This is a genomic window from Paenibacillus sp. T2-29 (assembly GCF_052921365.1).
In genome coordinates this window covers 748,149-762,552 of record NZ_JBREVE010000002.1, presented here as the reverse complement: position 1 = coordinate 762,552, position 14,404 = coordinate 748,149, and the positions used below count along the sequence as shown (strand labels likewise).

The following is a 14,404-nucleotide window of genomic DNA, read 5'->3' as shown; positions in this document are numbered from 1 at the left end:
TAATGATGATTTGATTGTACTTGAAGAAAAGAGGTTGTGGGTATGATGTTGAAAAAATGGCCAGTAGTATTCATGATAGGTATTATCATGCTGGTATCCGTAGGGTGGAACAGTGGAATATCTTATGCAAAATATTATTACGAATACTCTTGGGATCAGTACAAGGGGACTGAAATCAAGACCTACAGGCTGACACCGGTAGCTGGTAGAGCTGGATTTATGGATCAGGAAAAGGCCTTTGCAGCGATTAGCAAAACCCCGAATGTGTATGGAAAGTTCAGTGGCTACCGAACAGAGAAAACAACTGAATTTGCAACCAAGAGTGTAACGGATGAGGTTTATAAATATGCAGTTGTTGATTTTAATACCGACAAGGAGCCAGAAACTGTAGAATATGTTAATCCAAAAGACGGAATTTCTCATACATGGAACGGAACCGATGAGATTCGAATTTTTATGAGAGGATCTGAGGCAGCTTCGTTGGCTGAGCTGTTTTATGAGGGAACTCCAAGTGAAGGACGCTATCATTTTAATGCTGACGATGTATACTTAGTTGCATTCTGGTCCAGCGCAGCAAAACCAATCACTGGAATGTCTGCTGAAGCACTAGTTGAGGAAGGCCCCTCTACGCTTATAAACCGAGAGTGGGTAGCTCAAATAAAAGACAAAGATCCTGCTGCTTATCCACAAAACGGATCTTTAAAGGGCTACTTTTATATTTATAAGGGCTCTGAGTTGAAAAAGGATTAAAAGAGAAGACAGAATTTAATAAGTGCATCTTACACAAAAAATGAGATAACATTTTGTATTCAGACGAATGCGGATACAGGTGTCATCTCTTTTTTTGTTTGTATACATGAATAAAATGATAACCCAAAGGTGATAAATATTTAATTACCAATGAAAACCATTGTTTAGTGATAGGGAATTACGGCTTAAAAAAACATGCTGAATGAGCAGGACAGCAGATTGCTCAAACCACTTTTTTTGCTGGCTTTATTCAATCCTAGGGAGATTATTCCGATAAACCAAGTATATACAGTTTGGTGTTAACAGTAATGAAAAACCGTTTGAAAACAAAAGAGATTTATTTTCAAAGTTGATATGAAGGTACAGGTGAAAGTGGCCCAGTGCCATCTCGTAAAGGAGGTGTAATGATCTCAAATAATGAACTGTGAAAAAAGGTTGAAACAAATTAGGCATTACATGGCTGGTTTACTGGCTGTCTGGTTGTTCTGTATACATAGTGCGCCTGTTTTTGCGAACAGAGCCTTTAACGATATCGAACATTCCTATGCAGCTGATGCGATTGAGGCCATGGCTGCTCAAGGTTATGTTACAGGTTATCAGGATGGGAGCTTTCGACCTTTACATTTTATCTCGCGTCAGGAATGGGCAAGCATTTTTGCTAAAACCTTAAAGCGAACATCGAATAACAGAGGCGTAACTTCTTTTCGGGATGTGTCACCATGGGCCTTACCTTATGTACAGGCCTTGCAGGAAGAGAGCATTACGAAAGGGATTAGCGATCAATTATTTGGTGCCAAGCACAATATGACCCGTCAGGATATGGCCGTTTGGTATGCCCGGTATTTTGGTGTTACTGATGATACCCGATCTGCTGGAATATCCAGTTTTGTGGATCAACCTAATATATCAAATTATGCACAAACGAGCGTATGGCTGATGGAACGGTTGGAACTGATTGAGGGGGATACAAATCATTATTTCCACCCTAAAGAGTCTGTGAGTCGGCAGGACGCCACGCTGGTTGCTTATCGGATATGGTTAGGCGGTGACGTTCTGAAAGAACGTGCCAAGCGTTTGCTGGAGTCATTAGGAAATGGAGCTGCAACGCTGCCTCAGACGGCCAGCCAACAAGAATCGCAGAAGATTGCGGTCGATTTGACACCGGAAATTAGGCAACAACCTGTGAATTCGGAAATTGAGGAGCCTAAAAGGCATCGCCCAAGACCTGATTCACCAGTCTCCCCGGTGACACCAATAGAGCCGAAACCGGAACCGCCGGTGATACCACCGAAACCGAGACCGGACTCGCCAGTCACACCACCGGTGCCTAATCCCAAACCACCAGTAATTCCAGTAGATCCATCGGATCATTCTTCGGATTTTCTGGTAGATGAAGTCGTAATCAAGGCGGAGGAGCTGGTAAATCAGCCAGAAACGTACCCTTCGTATCAGCTATCCTTTCAGCTCTACCATGAAGGGCGACCAGTAAGCATTCCTGCTGTCAGCGTCACAAATGTTACGTACACATTTAGTGATGAGTTAGGTGTGTTTGATATACAAGGGAAAATCGCACATCCTGAAAATATTCCGGCTGCGGACAGCTTCATTCCTGTAGAGATGAAGGTCACTATTGCCAAACCTTATCAGGTCCTTACAGCTCAGACCAAGCTGATCGTGAAAGGGAAGACTCCGCCGGCAGAGCCACCGAACGTAATCAGGTCCGTATACTTGTCTACGTATACCATTTCAGAGGTTGCTGCTTTAGATCCCGCTGCTTGGAAAATGTCCTACGTATTTCATAATGCTAAAGGAGAGGTTGTAGCTCCTGAAATGCTGCCGTCCGACTTGATACTTCGGGTAGAGGATTCCAGAGGAATATTTGACGAGGATGGAAAGATTGCCAATCTGCATTTGATTCCGGTAGTAAACTCGGTTATTCCATTAAAGATCACGGTTGAGTCACCATCCCAAGGGATTCTCTTCACATCTGATGCGGAATTAACGGTAGAACCCGGAGAACGCAAGAAGCAATATTTTGCTGTCTCCATCATGCTGCAGGGAAGCGTGACTACCGTAGACCAAATCAAGCAATCTCGTCAATTGCTGATGGATCACTTTGGTCCCAACATCAAAGTGACGTGGGCGATGGAAAACGGATTTGTTTTTGTGGAATCGAACCGACCGCAGCTTAAACAGGTTCTGGATTACGTCGATCAGTATGGAGATGAAGTCGGGATACTGGCCGGGTATCCGAACCAGCAGAAGTTTCCTGTTTGGGAAGTAAAGATGGATGAGTGGCTGTATATGTACCGTTACAATGCATTCAATGAAATACACCAATCTGGTTCGATGGGATCACCATCTGTGTTTGAAAGCATGGATACAGACCAATATCGGAAGTACCTCCCGAAATCATTGACCAGTTTCACGGTGAATCCTGAACAGACTCAATGGTTAAAAGATCACTATCGAATTACATCCGCGATGGGATGGTCGGCTACACAATATAATGTCAACGGCATGTATGGTGAGGGCTCACCTTTGATGCCTTACTGGTCTAATAAAGACAATCCGATTGTTCCCGCACAAGGAATTGCTGATAATAGCGGTACCGTATTCATGAACTCGGTTACGATTGATCCGATTGGATCACGCTATACCAAAGATTCCTCACGCTGGACTCTTCATCCGGGTGACCCCTATGTGACGGAGACGGATGCGGCACCACAACTGTATATAGTACAGCAATATTTGGATAACCCTTATCAACGTATAAATACGGTAAACTACTTGTCCATTATTTTGGACATTAACGCACTTGCCAACACCCATAACATGGGTCCAATATGGGAGAACTTTGTGAATCATTTCCCGCTTGATCGCAAGGTCGAGATTGTGGGTGTGGACGGGCTGAAACAGGTTTATGAATCGGTAGCAGGATCCAATAATGATCATACCGAGTTTACGCTCATGTTTAGAGGCTCAGGTATTAAGACGGCTATGGATTCCAATAATTCACCAGCAAATCTGCGCTATTTGTGGACTGAAAATGCGTCGCAGCGGATTATTTTATCCAAAGAGGATGGAGATGCGGCATGGTCCATTATTGACTTTACCGATTATACCCAAAAACCGATTCCGAAGATGGATTACAACCTGGATGGTCACACGGACGTAAGCTATGTCACCGGAAGGAACTTCAAGCTATGTCCAACGGCTCCTTTAACAGCAGATGAAATTCAGCGCGTGAAAGCTCGTTTGAAGGACATCTATTTCGTGGAAGAAGTGAACTATCAGTAAGTGTATGAAGTGATAAAACTTGTAGGACCTGAGTTTTATGAAAAGAGGGCGCCCCATAGCCATGGAAATGGCTGTGGGGCGCCCTTTGCTTTAAAGAAGGATATTCCGCGTTTTACACCCACTCCACAATCTGATCTACAGGTCGACGAGTTTTGTCGCGCGGCTCGTTCAGGCGGTAGCCAAAAGCCACCATGCAAGAAATACCGAAATGCTCGGCATCCATAATGCCTTCTTCGGAAAGGATGCGTTCAATTTCTTGTTTATTAAAACCCTCGATCGGGCAGGAATCAATGCCGATTTGAGCTGCGGCAGTCATCATATTGCCCAGAGCGATATAGGTTTGTCGGCATGCCCACTCGAACATAGCTCTTTCATTTTCCTCAAGCGCAAAATCTGATTTTAGGAAGGCATCATATACCTTCTCTTTGCCTTGCATCACTTCAACAGGTAATTGCTGCACGTTTTCCATCATATTCTTGATATAATCGGATGAAGCTACCATATCTTTAGGCAATCTGGAGAGAATAAGTACGAAATGGCTTGCTGTTGGTAGCTGTTTTGTGGCCCCCCAAGAATAGGGTAGCAGTTTCTCACGCATCTCTTTACTTTGGACGACAACAAATTTCCAGGGTTCAAAGCCAAACGAGCTTGGGGATAAACGACCGGTTTCAAGAATAAACTCAAAATCGGAATCGCTAATTTTCTTATGACTATCAAATTCCTTTGTAGCATGTCTGAACTTGTATGCAGCTAAAATTTGATCTTTAGTGGTTGTTAGGGTTTTCATCGTGATTCCACTCCTTATGGATGTGATTGAAATTGACGCTTATCAAGTGCATGACTAATATTAGAATATATATAATCGTTTTGGAAGTACGCACATTAATGTGCTGTAGTATATAAAATGATACCAAGGAGGAGAAGGGCCAATGCGCAATCGGAAAGGCGGCTTTGGTGAGTGTACCGCTGGGAATGATCAGGCGTGTCCTGTTGAGTACACGTTGGATGTGATTGGGGGCAAGTGGAAAGGGATTATTTTATACCATCTCATGTATGGGACTAAGCGATTTAGTGATTTTCGGCGGATCTGTCCGGGAATTACCCAGCGTATGCTGACACTTCAATTGCGCGAGCTGGAAGAGGATGGTGTCGTTCACCGTGAAGTCTACCAACAGGTTCCGCCTAAGGTCGAATACTCTCTCACCGAATTTGGAGAAACACTGATCCCGATTATTAACTTGATGAAGGATTGGGGAGAAGAATATAAAACAAAACAGCGATCACCAGCAAGCAGCCTCCAGCAACCTAGCCCCAATGTGTAGGTTTTTGAGACGGCTTCACGAAAAGACCTGGCCAATATTTTGGCAGGTCTTTTTATTTTAGTAGTGAAATAATACAAAGTTCGCTTTTTAGTTGACAGCAAGGATGGCACTTGATATATTTCTTACGATATTGATAATCATTATCATGTTGGGATAAGGCTATTCCATATTACATAGGGGGCTAATAGGTTGAGGAACAAATCGATTTTTATGCTGGCTACTTTGATGCTTGTATTGGCTGTATTTATCAGCGCATGCGGCGGAAATAACACTGGAAATAATCCCGCTTCAACTTCAGGAGATAAGCAAGAGTCGGCTTCTACTGGAGAAACAAGAAGCTTTAAAACGGTTAAAGGGGATATTCAAATTCCCGCTAAGCCGCAGCGTATTGTAACGGATTTTTACGGCGGAGAGTTGCTGTCCGTGGGTGCTAACGTGGTGGGTGTAGAGCCGACTGCGTTTCAAAATCCTTTTTTGACCGATTTGCTAAAGGAAAAAGGAACCAAAGAGGTGGGGGATCCGACCAATTTGGAAAAGACACTGGAACTCAAACCCGATCTGATCGTGGTTATGAAGGATACCAATTATGAGGCTTTGTCTAAAATTGCACCTACCCTGTACATTCCGTACGGTACGACGACTAATATCTATGATACGGTCAAGCTGTTCGGCGATATCACTGGGGGGAAGGAGAAGGCTGAGCAATTTATTGCTGCATTTGATAAAAAGGCTGCTGAAGGCCGTGCTCGTCTGAAGGGTGTTATTGACGAAAAGGCAACTTTCGGTTTGTATGAGCTGACAGACAAGAACGCACTTTGGATCTTTGGCGACAATGCGGGACGAGGCGGACAAGCCGTATACAATGCGCTCAAACTGAACATGCCGAAAAAGACAGCAAATTCCAAGGAACAAACCATACAGCTTTCAATGGAGGTACTGCCGCAGTATGACGCAGATTACATGTTCCTGACTACGTATGATCCAGACAAGAAGGGAACCGCGCTTAAGCAACTGAAATCGTCCGCTGTGTGGGGAAATCTGCCTGCGGTGAAGAATAATAAAGTGTTCTTTAATGATTTTGATACGTACTATCGCTACGATCCGATCGCTATTACCGGACAGATTGATATGGTTGTGGATATGCTGGTTGAAAGAGAGAAAGAGAATAAAGCTAAAAAATAGGTGTGAGATTCACCTGGAATAAGCACTTCACTACACGGACAACAGACCGCGGTGAGGTGCTTTTTTTGTTGAATTACTGAATAACGAAAAATGACAACACAAAGTATAATAAGCAAATATGTGATCTTTCAAGGAGTAATATACGCAAATTAGAAAGGAGGGAGTCTATTGGAAACATTCTCAACAAATGAAATCATTCAGGCTGATCTAATGGAAACATTTCATCGATTTTTCGGTTTAAATATAATTGAATCTGTGCCCATCCAACGAGGGTGGTTAAATCTAAAATGGAAAATCGCCACGAACAATGGGACTTTTTTATTAAAACAATATAATAAACAAAGATATAAATATTATAATTTTGATGATCTTTTGAGGGCGTTTTCTCAACAAAAAAGATTGCACGGGCTTGGTCTGGCCTGTCCACGGTTATTAAATCATGAGGGGCAGGTTTTTATGGAATCTGAACGGAGAGAACGCTTCCTAGTGATGGAATTTTGTCCAGGTACACTGGTTGCACCAGGGAAGGCTAATGTTTACCAATTATATGAGCTAGGCAAGGCAACTGGAAAAATGCACTGCTTGTTAAACGACGGTACGCTTAGGAGCAAAAATACCCCGAAACTTGTGCTTTCCAGCCGTAAGGAACGTTTAGCACATTGGGATTCAGTATGGAAACAAGCGAAGGAAGCTGATAAAAAAGAGCTTTTGGCTGATATCGAAACCCAGCGTAAAGCAACAGAAATGGTTAATATCGAGATGATAGATGCACTTACGCCCGGTTGGGCCCATCGTGACCTTTGGGCGGACAACGTCCTGTTTAACAATGATATGCTCAGTGCAATTCTGGATTTTGATCGACTAGATTATGACTATCCACAGTTGGATATTGCCCGAGCAGTCATGTCTTTTGCTTGGGATAAGCAGTTAAAACTTCCCCTTGTTTCAGCATTTATGGCGGGGTACAGGGAAGAGCGTACGATGATAGAGGGCAGTTTAACAAGATCATTACAATGGCTGTGGTATATGGAAAGTGTTTGGTGGATCAACGTCAATATAGACGAACATTCTGTGCCTATCCGATTCGCTAAAGAAATGAACTGGCTTGCTAGAAATTATAAAGTTCTGCCTGACTTATTAGCAGATATGTAGAGCTTACAGAGATAGAAAACAAAGCGTCAAACAAAACGAGTAAGACTTCCTGCATACTATACGCAGTATATAGAAGCAAAAGACCAGTCCAACATGAATCATGTTCGGACTGGTCTTTTATTTACTACTTCGTCGTAATTACGATAGTATCTTCTTTTTGTATCCAATCTACCTTGGCTCCCAGTGTTTCGCTGATGAGCCTCAATGGAAGATAACCAATACCGTTCACCATGAAGGGCGGATTGGTGAGTTCTACAGATTTACCGTTCACTTTTGTTTGGCTGGTTTTGAAATTTATTTCTAGAGAGACGGGATGGTCTCCTGCCTTGGACTGATTCATTTTCGCTATTTTGCTGTTGTAATCATATGTGACCTCTGCCCCTAGTTTGTCAAATACGGAGCGGAGGGGAATAAATGCCTGGCCGTTGCGGGTAATCACACCGTTACTTAGAGGGACAGGTGTACCATTGAGACGGACGAGAATCGGCTTTTGCACAGGAACTGGCGTACTATAAAGAAATTCATAGTCGCCTATACCGAGTTGCGCGTGTTTGTTAACGCCCCACCCCCACAGGTCGCCGTTTGTTTTTTGCATGATGATGTGCCGTGGGCCTGCTTTGATGCTTTGAATATTTTTGGCAAGTAATGTAAAGGAGACATTGGAGGATAACTTTTCGCCATCTAGAGATGCAACATATACATTACCAGATGTGGTTAGAGCAAGGATGGAGCGTTCAACGAAAAAGGCGTCTTTAACATCCTTTACTCCTGTTAGCAGTATAGGAGTATTAGCATTGTGGTAGGTTGTATTGTCTAAGGCACCTGTAACGGTAGCCCCCCAGAACCATAGCCGACCTTGCTGATCAATCGCGAGATTGGAATACCTATTGGCCTTGATTGTCTTGATGCCTGATAAGGCATGAATTTGTGATACGGATAGAGTTTCGGACGGAGCTACATTTTTATCAAATTCTTTGGGCCACGTCCACACGGTACCATCTTTTTTTAAAGCTATGTTTTTAGCAATTGCCGTAATATCCTTTAATGATGAAATAGGTTCGAAGCCCTGCAATGCTTTTGTGTTTTTCCATACACTTCCGTCTTTTCTTAGGAATATCCAGCGTTCCTCATAATCCGGTCTTTCCTCATAGTAACTATCTATATGGGCAACCTCGCCGATGCCAGACAGGGGTTGAAAACGACTAAAGATATTTTTATCTCCGAGTTGATCAGCTGAAAATACATTCCCTTCGTTGCTAAGAGCGAGCATATGATCACCCAAACTACTTACAGTTGCGAGGTTCTGTAGTCCTTCCAGAGGAACAAATTTCACGGATTCAGAAATATTGTTTCTAGGCACATACCATGCAGAGTGGTCTTGCAAGGTAAATACTAGATCGCCTTCGTTGATAATATTAGAGAATGTTTTTACAACGTTCGGCTTGCCCTCTATACGAGTCGGTACGGATTGATTATAGCCCCACAGCCACAAGCTTCCATCGGATTGAATCAGACTTCCGGAATCATAGGAGCGAATATGGGATGTGAAATCATCTCCGGCCGCCCATACCCTGGGACTGAGCAGCAATAACGTGATTATACTGAGTAATAGAGTACGTCTTTTCATCCGATTTTCCTCATTTCTTGATCAATGTGTATAAGAGAAAAAATGTTCTTAAAGAATATCTCTTATCCATAGACGAAGAAAGGATAGAAAAGTTTTCCATAAGTAATAAATTGCAATAAAATAACCTCCAAACCCAACGATTAAAGATGGGTTTGGAGGTTATTTGTAATCACCAAATAGGCAGAATATTTTGGTTATTACAACTTGCGCACAGTTATAAGCTGATTAATTAGCAATTCGACTGCGCACAGTCAATAAGGTTTGCTCTTTAATTTGTCCGATTTCACGGAGGAGTACGGCTGTTTTGGCTTCGTAGGATTGTTTGACATCCAAGTCCTTGAGCGAGGCAAGGTTAATATCAATGGTAAGCAGGGCCGATTGAGCGGCTGCTTCAAACAAAATCGCGCCGATGCCCAGATCAGAAATCACATTTTTATTGGATATTTCAACAATGTTGTAGGCTTGTGATAGTCCGTCCCGGCATACTTCGAGCAGGCGCATAGGGACCTCAATGGCAGCAATCACCGCTGTTTGTAAGGAATGGGTACGATAGCGCTTTTCTTCGTCTGTTTCTTTGGGCAAACGCAACGCGGTCATGTACTGTTCAAAGGATTGGATGTCTGCGGCCATCAGTTCCTCACAATGTGTAGACAATCTTTCCATACTGCTAATGACTTGCGCGATTTGTTCACAGAAGTGCGCGTATTTCTCCCCTTGTGAAAGGTTGGCGGTCATGGAGGTCATAGCTGCGCCTAGTGCCGCAGCCAGCGCGGATACACTTCCTCCGCCGGGGGTAGGCGCTGCACTTGCAGCTTCTTTCAGAAAATGTGCGATGGACTGATTCCACGACAGTTCACTCATGAATAAACCACCTCTCTGGAGTAATGTTGCAGACGTATCGCTTTGAGCAGATTTTTGTACAAAATGGCAGTCGTTAAGGTACCCACACCGCCGGGAACGGGAGAAATGGCATGAACCTTTTCTACCACATCCGGAGCAGCGTCACCCACGATTTTTCCCTCCAGCGTCTCATTAATCCCTGCATCCACGAGAATTAGACCTGGATGCACCATATCCTGCGTAATCACATCAGGGCATCCAACTGCGACGAAGGCAATATCTGCATGGTTCAGATGCTCTGCAATATCACGTGTACCTGCATGACAGGCGGTGACGGTGGCATTTTCTCTTTGCAGCATGTGGAAAAGGGGAAGTCCCACCGTCTGCCCAATGCCCACGAGCGTGACATTTTTGCCTGCCAAGGAGTGCCCGTAATGCTTCAACAGTTCAATACAGGCTTGAGGTGTAGCGGGGTACAACCCTGCGTCACCCGTAACGGTAGCCAGCTTGTTATCAGGTGTAATTCCATCAATATCCTTGTAGGGGGCGATGGATTGTTTAATAACGGAGGCGGAAAGATGTTGAGGAAGCGGGAGTTCCAGCATAATGCCATGTACATGGGATGCATCATTTAGGGTACCGATCACGTGCAGAAGTTCGGCTTCGCTTACATGACGATTAAAAGTATGGAGATGAAATGAGATGCCCAGCTTCTCTGCTATTTTTTGCTTGGTCCGTGCATAGTATGCAGATGCCGGATCACCTTCTACCAACAGGGTTGCCAGATGGGGACGGTGTCCTTGCTGTTTCATTTGCTCTACTTGGGAACGGATCGTTGCATACACTTGCTCAGCTGCTTCTTTGGATTTCATGATAATAGCCATAGTCCGAGCCTCCTCTGAATTTATCGCATAATAGAATCAACAGGGTGTCATGGTCTTAAAAAACGAAAAAAAGTATTTGCACAAGGTCGTCAAGACAGACGAATCCTCTGCAAATACTTCTCCCAGGCGAACGGTACGCTTTGTTTGTATGCTCCCTCGTGGTTGATTCCACTGACTTCGCCAGTCACATACAGCGTTATATATCTTACATTTTAACAAAAAAACAGCAGAAAGGAAACCCGCGAACATTTGGCAAACAGGTTTGGTTAGTTGTCTATATGACAAATGTCATATGCCCGAACTGACGTTTATGACTACAGCAGATCCAGCGGTCTCCTTATACTGAGCTTAGATCAACATGTACGCCTGACAGGATCAAGGTATGGGCTGCATTTTAAAGGAGGATCATAATGGGTATGACACAACTCCCGTTAGCTCAATTGAAAAAAAATATGGCTCCCTACGAGAAAATAAACACGAAATCCAGCGTTCTGCAACTTATCAATACCTTGGGACCGCTGATCCTATTGTGGTATGCCGCTTATCTTAGCCTGGCGATTTCTTACTGGCTTACGCTTCCAATTACCATGATTGCGGCAGGCTTTGTGGTACGGACGTTTATTATCTTTCATGATTGTGGTCATCAATCTTTTTTCAAAAGTCGCAAGCTGAACGATATTGTGGGAACGATTACAGGGATTATTACGCTCTGCCCTTATCACCAATGGAAAAATAGTCACGCGATCCACCATGCAACCAGCAGTAATCTGGATAAAAGAGGCACAGGTGATATGTGGGTGCTCACGGTAGAAGAGTACACAGCGGCTTCCACATGGACACGGCTGGCCTATCGTATATATCGAAATCCTTGGGTTATGTTCGGGCTAGGTCCGATCTATACTTTTTTGATTTCCTATCGGTTTAATGTCAAGACAGCCAAACGTAAGGAAAAAATAAACACTTATGTGACGAATATATCCATCGTTGCATTGTATGCACTGTTGTGCTGGGCTATTGGCTGGCAGGCATTCCTTCTGGTACAGACGCCTATCTTTTTTGTCTCTGGTATGTTGGGAATCTGGCTGTTCTATGTGCAACACCAGTTTGAGGATTCGTATTTTGAGCATGATGAAGAGTGGAGTTATATTAATGCGGCTGTAGAAGGCAGCTCTTACTACAAGCTCCCTAAAGTATTGCAATGGATTACGGGCAATATTGGTTTTCATCACGTTCATCACCTGAGCCCGAAAGTACCAAATTACAATTTGGAGAAAGCTCATGAAGCCACACCGTTGCTGCAAAAGGCGACCACGATCACAGTGAGTAGCAGTCTGCAATCTTTGAAATTCCGACTGTGGGATGAAAGTACCAAAACCTTTCTGACCTTTAAACAAGTAAAGCCGCTGCTTAGCAAACGTGTTGGCGCTTCAAAACCCATCCCCACACCTGTTGTAGGCACGGATAGAAAATAGACGTTGTACGGAAATTGGTATGTTAAGATAGGGATATCTAAAGTAGAAAAGGGTGGTAGGATGCAAAAGTGGTATCAGATTTTCCAAAGAAATACGGGACTTAGCCCTTATGTGTGGGTCGTCTTTTACATCCTGCCCTTTTACTATTTTAGCTCTTCATCTACAAGTCATATTATTCTGGGTACCGCGATTATTTTGGTGTTTTTTGCTTGTTATGTACTGGCTTTTGTCTCTCAAGGCTGGCTCATATACTTCTGGACCAGTGTGCAGATTGCTATATCGATTACGATGACGCTGCTATTTAGCTATATGTATTTTTCCATATTTATCGCTTATCTGATCGGTAATATTAAAAGTAAGGCTGCATTTACGACGCTGTATATTATTTTAATGGTTATTACGATTGGATTAATCAATTATGGGTTTGTTTCTCAGAATCCTGTTTTTATTAAGCAGATTCCTTTTATCTTGCTCAATCTGATCGGTGTGATCCTCCTTCCGATTACAAATTTTAATCGCAACAAGAGTGATCGGCTTCAGGTCCAATTAGAGGATGCCAATAAGAAAATATCGGAATTGATCAAGCTGGAGGAACGGCAAAGAATTGCGCGTGACCTGCACGATACCTTGGGTCAGAAGCTGTCACTCATTGGGCTGAAGAGTGATTTGGCAGGCAAGCTACTGGACCAGTACCCGGAACGGGCTCATGTCGAAATTAACGATGTTCGTCTCACGGCAAGAAGTGCGTTAAAAGAAGTACGGGAAATGGTTACTCAAATGCGCGGCATGAGACTAGAGGATGAACTGCTACGTATTCGGCAAATTTTAAAGGCTGCTCACATCGAACTGACCTTGGAGGGCGACCCGAAGCTGGAGCATACGTCATTAATGAATGAAAATGTGCTGAGCATGTGTATGAAGGAAGCCGTAACCAATGTAGTGAAGCACAGTGGAGCTACCGCTTGCTCCATCACCATTGAGCCGTCTCGTAAGGAATTGACCCTGCGGATTCAGGATAATGGAGTTGGTATTATGGGAGAAAATGCAGTCTTTCGGGGACATGGTCTGCAAGGCATGAAGGAAAGGCTCGAATTCGTGAACGGATGTATGGAACTGCGTTCCGATCAGGGAACGACCCTGGTCATTAAGGTGCCCAACATCACTGAAAAGCCGAATGAGGAGGTGGGGCCATGATTCGAATCGTTATCGCAGAAGACCAGCGTATGTTGCTGGGTGCTCTAGCCTCCCTGTTGGACTTGGAAGAAGACATGAAAGTAGTCGGAAAAGCAAGCAACGGGGAAGAAGCTATAGAGCTGGTGAAGCAACATCAGCCAGACATATGCATTATGGACATCGAAATGCCGATAAAAAGCGGATTGGATGCTGCAGAGGAACTCAGAGGCTTGAATTGCAAGGTGCTTATTTTAACAACGTTTGCTCGCCCTGGGTATTTTGAACGAGCGATCAAGGCGGGCACACACGGTTATTTACTCAAGGACAGTCCTAGTGAAGAACTGGCTTCCTCCATTCGCAGTATTATGGCAGGCCGACGTATTTACGCTCCAGAACTGGTTGATGATGCTTATGCCGAGGTCAACCCGCTAACGGAGCGTGAAAAGACCGTGTTAGCGCTTATTGCTGACGGAAAGAACACCAAAGAGATTGCTGGTGAACTGTTTTTAACAACAGGGACGGTGCGAAATTATATTTCAGTCATTCTCGATAAGCTGGGTGTCAGCAACCGAATTGAGGCGATTACACGTTTTAATGAAAAAGGTTGGTTCAAATGAGAGACAGGCAAAAATATTAAGCAGAACAGGGACGCTATGAAGCCAAACATAGTTGCTCTGTTTTTTTGTTTTATCCATAGATTTG

Annotated in this window: 12 protein-coding genes and 1 riboswitch; of the genes, 8 read left to right on the top strand and 4 right to left on the bottom strand. The window is 43.7% G+C overall.

The genetic code is table 11. The annotated features are described in order from the left end of the window. Positions 1 to 42: 42 nt before the first annotated feature. Both ACU1JV_RS09030 and ACU1JV_RS09025 read left to right on the top strand, forming a co-directional pair. Positions 43 to 750 carry a hypothetical protein gene (locus ACU1JV_RS09030; RefSeq protein WP_264216723.1) on the top strand — a complete coding sequence of 236 codons (708 nt, stop codon included), beginning with the start codon at positions 43 to 45 and terminating at the stop codon, positions 748 to 750. Positions 751 to 1,167: 417 nt separating this feature from the next. Then, positions 1,168 to 4,050 (top strand): S-layer homology domain-containing protein, encoded by a 2,883-nt coding sequence (locus ACU1JV_RS09025; RefSeq protein ID WP_413985614.1) that lies wholly within the window; start codon positions 1,168 to 1,170, stop codon positions 4,048 to 4,050. A 112-nt stretch (positions 4,051 to 4,162) separates the two neighbouring features. On the opposite strand, the gene ACU1JV_RS09020 is transcribed toward ACU1JV_RS09025, so the two are convergent. Next, positions 4,163 to 4,837 (bottom strand): NAD(P)H-dependent oxidoreductase, encoded by a 675-nt coding sequence (locus tag ACU1JV_RS09020; protein ID WP_413985615.1) that lies wholly within the window; start codon positions 4,835 to 4,837, stop codon positions 4,163 to 4,165. 142 nt (positions 4,838 to 4,979) lie between these two features. On the opposite strand from ACU1JV_RS09020, the gene ACU1JV_RS09015 reads away from it, so the two are divergent. The 3 genes from ACU1JV_RS09015 (at position 4,980) to ACU1JV_RS09005 (ending at position 7,706) form a co-directional block, all read left to right on the top strand. Then, positions 4,980 to 5,372 carry a winged helix-turn-helix transcriptional regulator gene (locus tag ACU1JV_RS09015; protein ID WP_013369546.1) on the top strand — a complete coding sequence of 131 codons (393 nt, stop codon included), beginning with the start codon at positions 4,980 to 4,982 and terminating at the stop codon, positions 5,370 to 5,372. A gap of 189 nt (positions 5,373 to 5,561) precedes the next feature. Then, positions 5,562 to 6,554 carry an ABC transporter substrate-binding protein gene (locus ACU1JV_RS09010; protein ID WP_413985616.1) on the top strand — a complete coding sequence of 331 codons (993 nt, stop codon included), beginning with the start codon at positions 5,562 to 5,564 and terminating at the stop codon, positions 6,552 to 6,554. 168 nt (positions 6,555 to 6,722) lie between these two features. Further along, positions 6,723 to 7,706 (top strand): phosphotransferase, encoded by a 984-nt coding sequence (locus ACU1JV_RS09005; RefSeq protein WP_126666039.1) that lies wholly within the window; start codon positions 6,723 to 6,725, stop codon positions 7,704 to 7,706. 124 nt (positions 7,707 to 7,830) lie between these two features. Here the strand turns inward: ACU1JV_RS09005 and ACU1JV_RS09000 are convergent, their stop codons facing one another. The 3 genes from ACU1JV_RS09000 to ACU1JV_RS08990 form a co-directional block, all read right to left on the bottom strand. Beyond that, the gene (locus tag ACU1JV_RS09000) at positions 7,831 to 9,333 is read right to left on the bottom strand and encodes a stalk domain-containing protein (RefSeq protein WP_413985617.1); all 1,503 of its coding nucleotides are present in this window, start codon (positions 9,331 to 9,333) and stop codon (positions 7,831 to 7,833) included. A 225-nt stretch (positions 9,334 to 9,558) separates the two neighbouring features. After that, entirely contained in the window at positions 9,559 to 10,194 is a 636-nt protein-coding gene (locus ACU1JV_RS08995; protein ID WP_413985618.1) for a cyclodeaminase/cyclohydrolase family protein, read from the bottom strand. Then, positions 10,191 to 11,057 carry a bifunctional 5,10-methylenetetrahydrofolate dehydrogenase/5,10-methenyltetrahydrofolate cyclohydrolase gene (locus ACU1JV_RS08990; protein WP_413985619.1) on the bottom strand — a complete coding sequence of 289 codons (867 nt, stop codon included), beginning with the start codon at positions 11,055 to 11,057 and terminating at the stop codon, positions 10,191 to 10,193. Before ACU1JV_RS08990 ends, ACU1JV_RS08995 begins: the two co-directional genes overlap by 4 nt. A gap of 113 nt (positions 11,058 to 11,170) precedes the next feature. After that, a riboswitch (ZMP/ZTP riboswitch) is annotated at positions 11,171 to 11,255 on the bottom strand. A 212-nt stretch (positions 11,256 to 11,467) separates the two neighbouring features. Here ACU1JV_RS08990 and ACU1JV_RS08985 point away from each other — a divergent pair. The 3 genes from ACU1JV_RS08985 to ACU1JV_RS08975 are packed head-to-tail and all read left to right on the top strand — an operon-like array spanning position 11,468 to position 14,319. Next, positions 11,468 to 12,529, top strand: coding sequence for a fatty acid desaturase (locus ACU1JV_RS08985; protein WP_413985620.1), 1,062 nt, complete (start codon positions 11,468 to 11,470; stop codon positions 12,527 to 12,529). 60 nt (positions 12,530 to 12,589) lie between these two features. After that, positions 12,590 to 13,723, top strand: a complete 1,134-nt coding sequence (locus tag ACU1JV_RS08980) for a sensor histidine kinase (RefSeq protein ID WP_040102072.1) — start codon at positions 12,590 to 12,592, stop codon at positions 13,721 to 13,723. Then, a complete protein-coding gene (locus tag ACU1JV_RS08975) occupies positions 13,720 to 14,319 on the top strand; it encodes a response regulator transcription factor (protein WP_013369555.1) in 600 nt (199 codons plus the stop codon). The genes ACU1JV_RS08980 and ACU1JV_RS08975 overlap by 4 nt, the downstream gene beginning before the upstream one ends. Positions 14,320 to 14,404 lie beyond the last annotated feature (85 nt).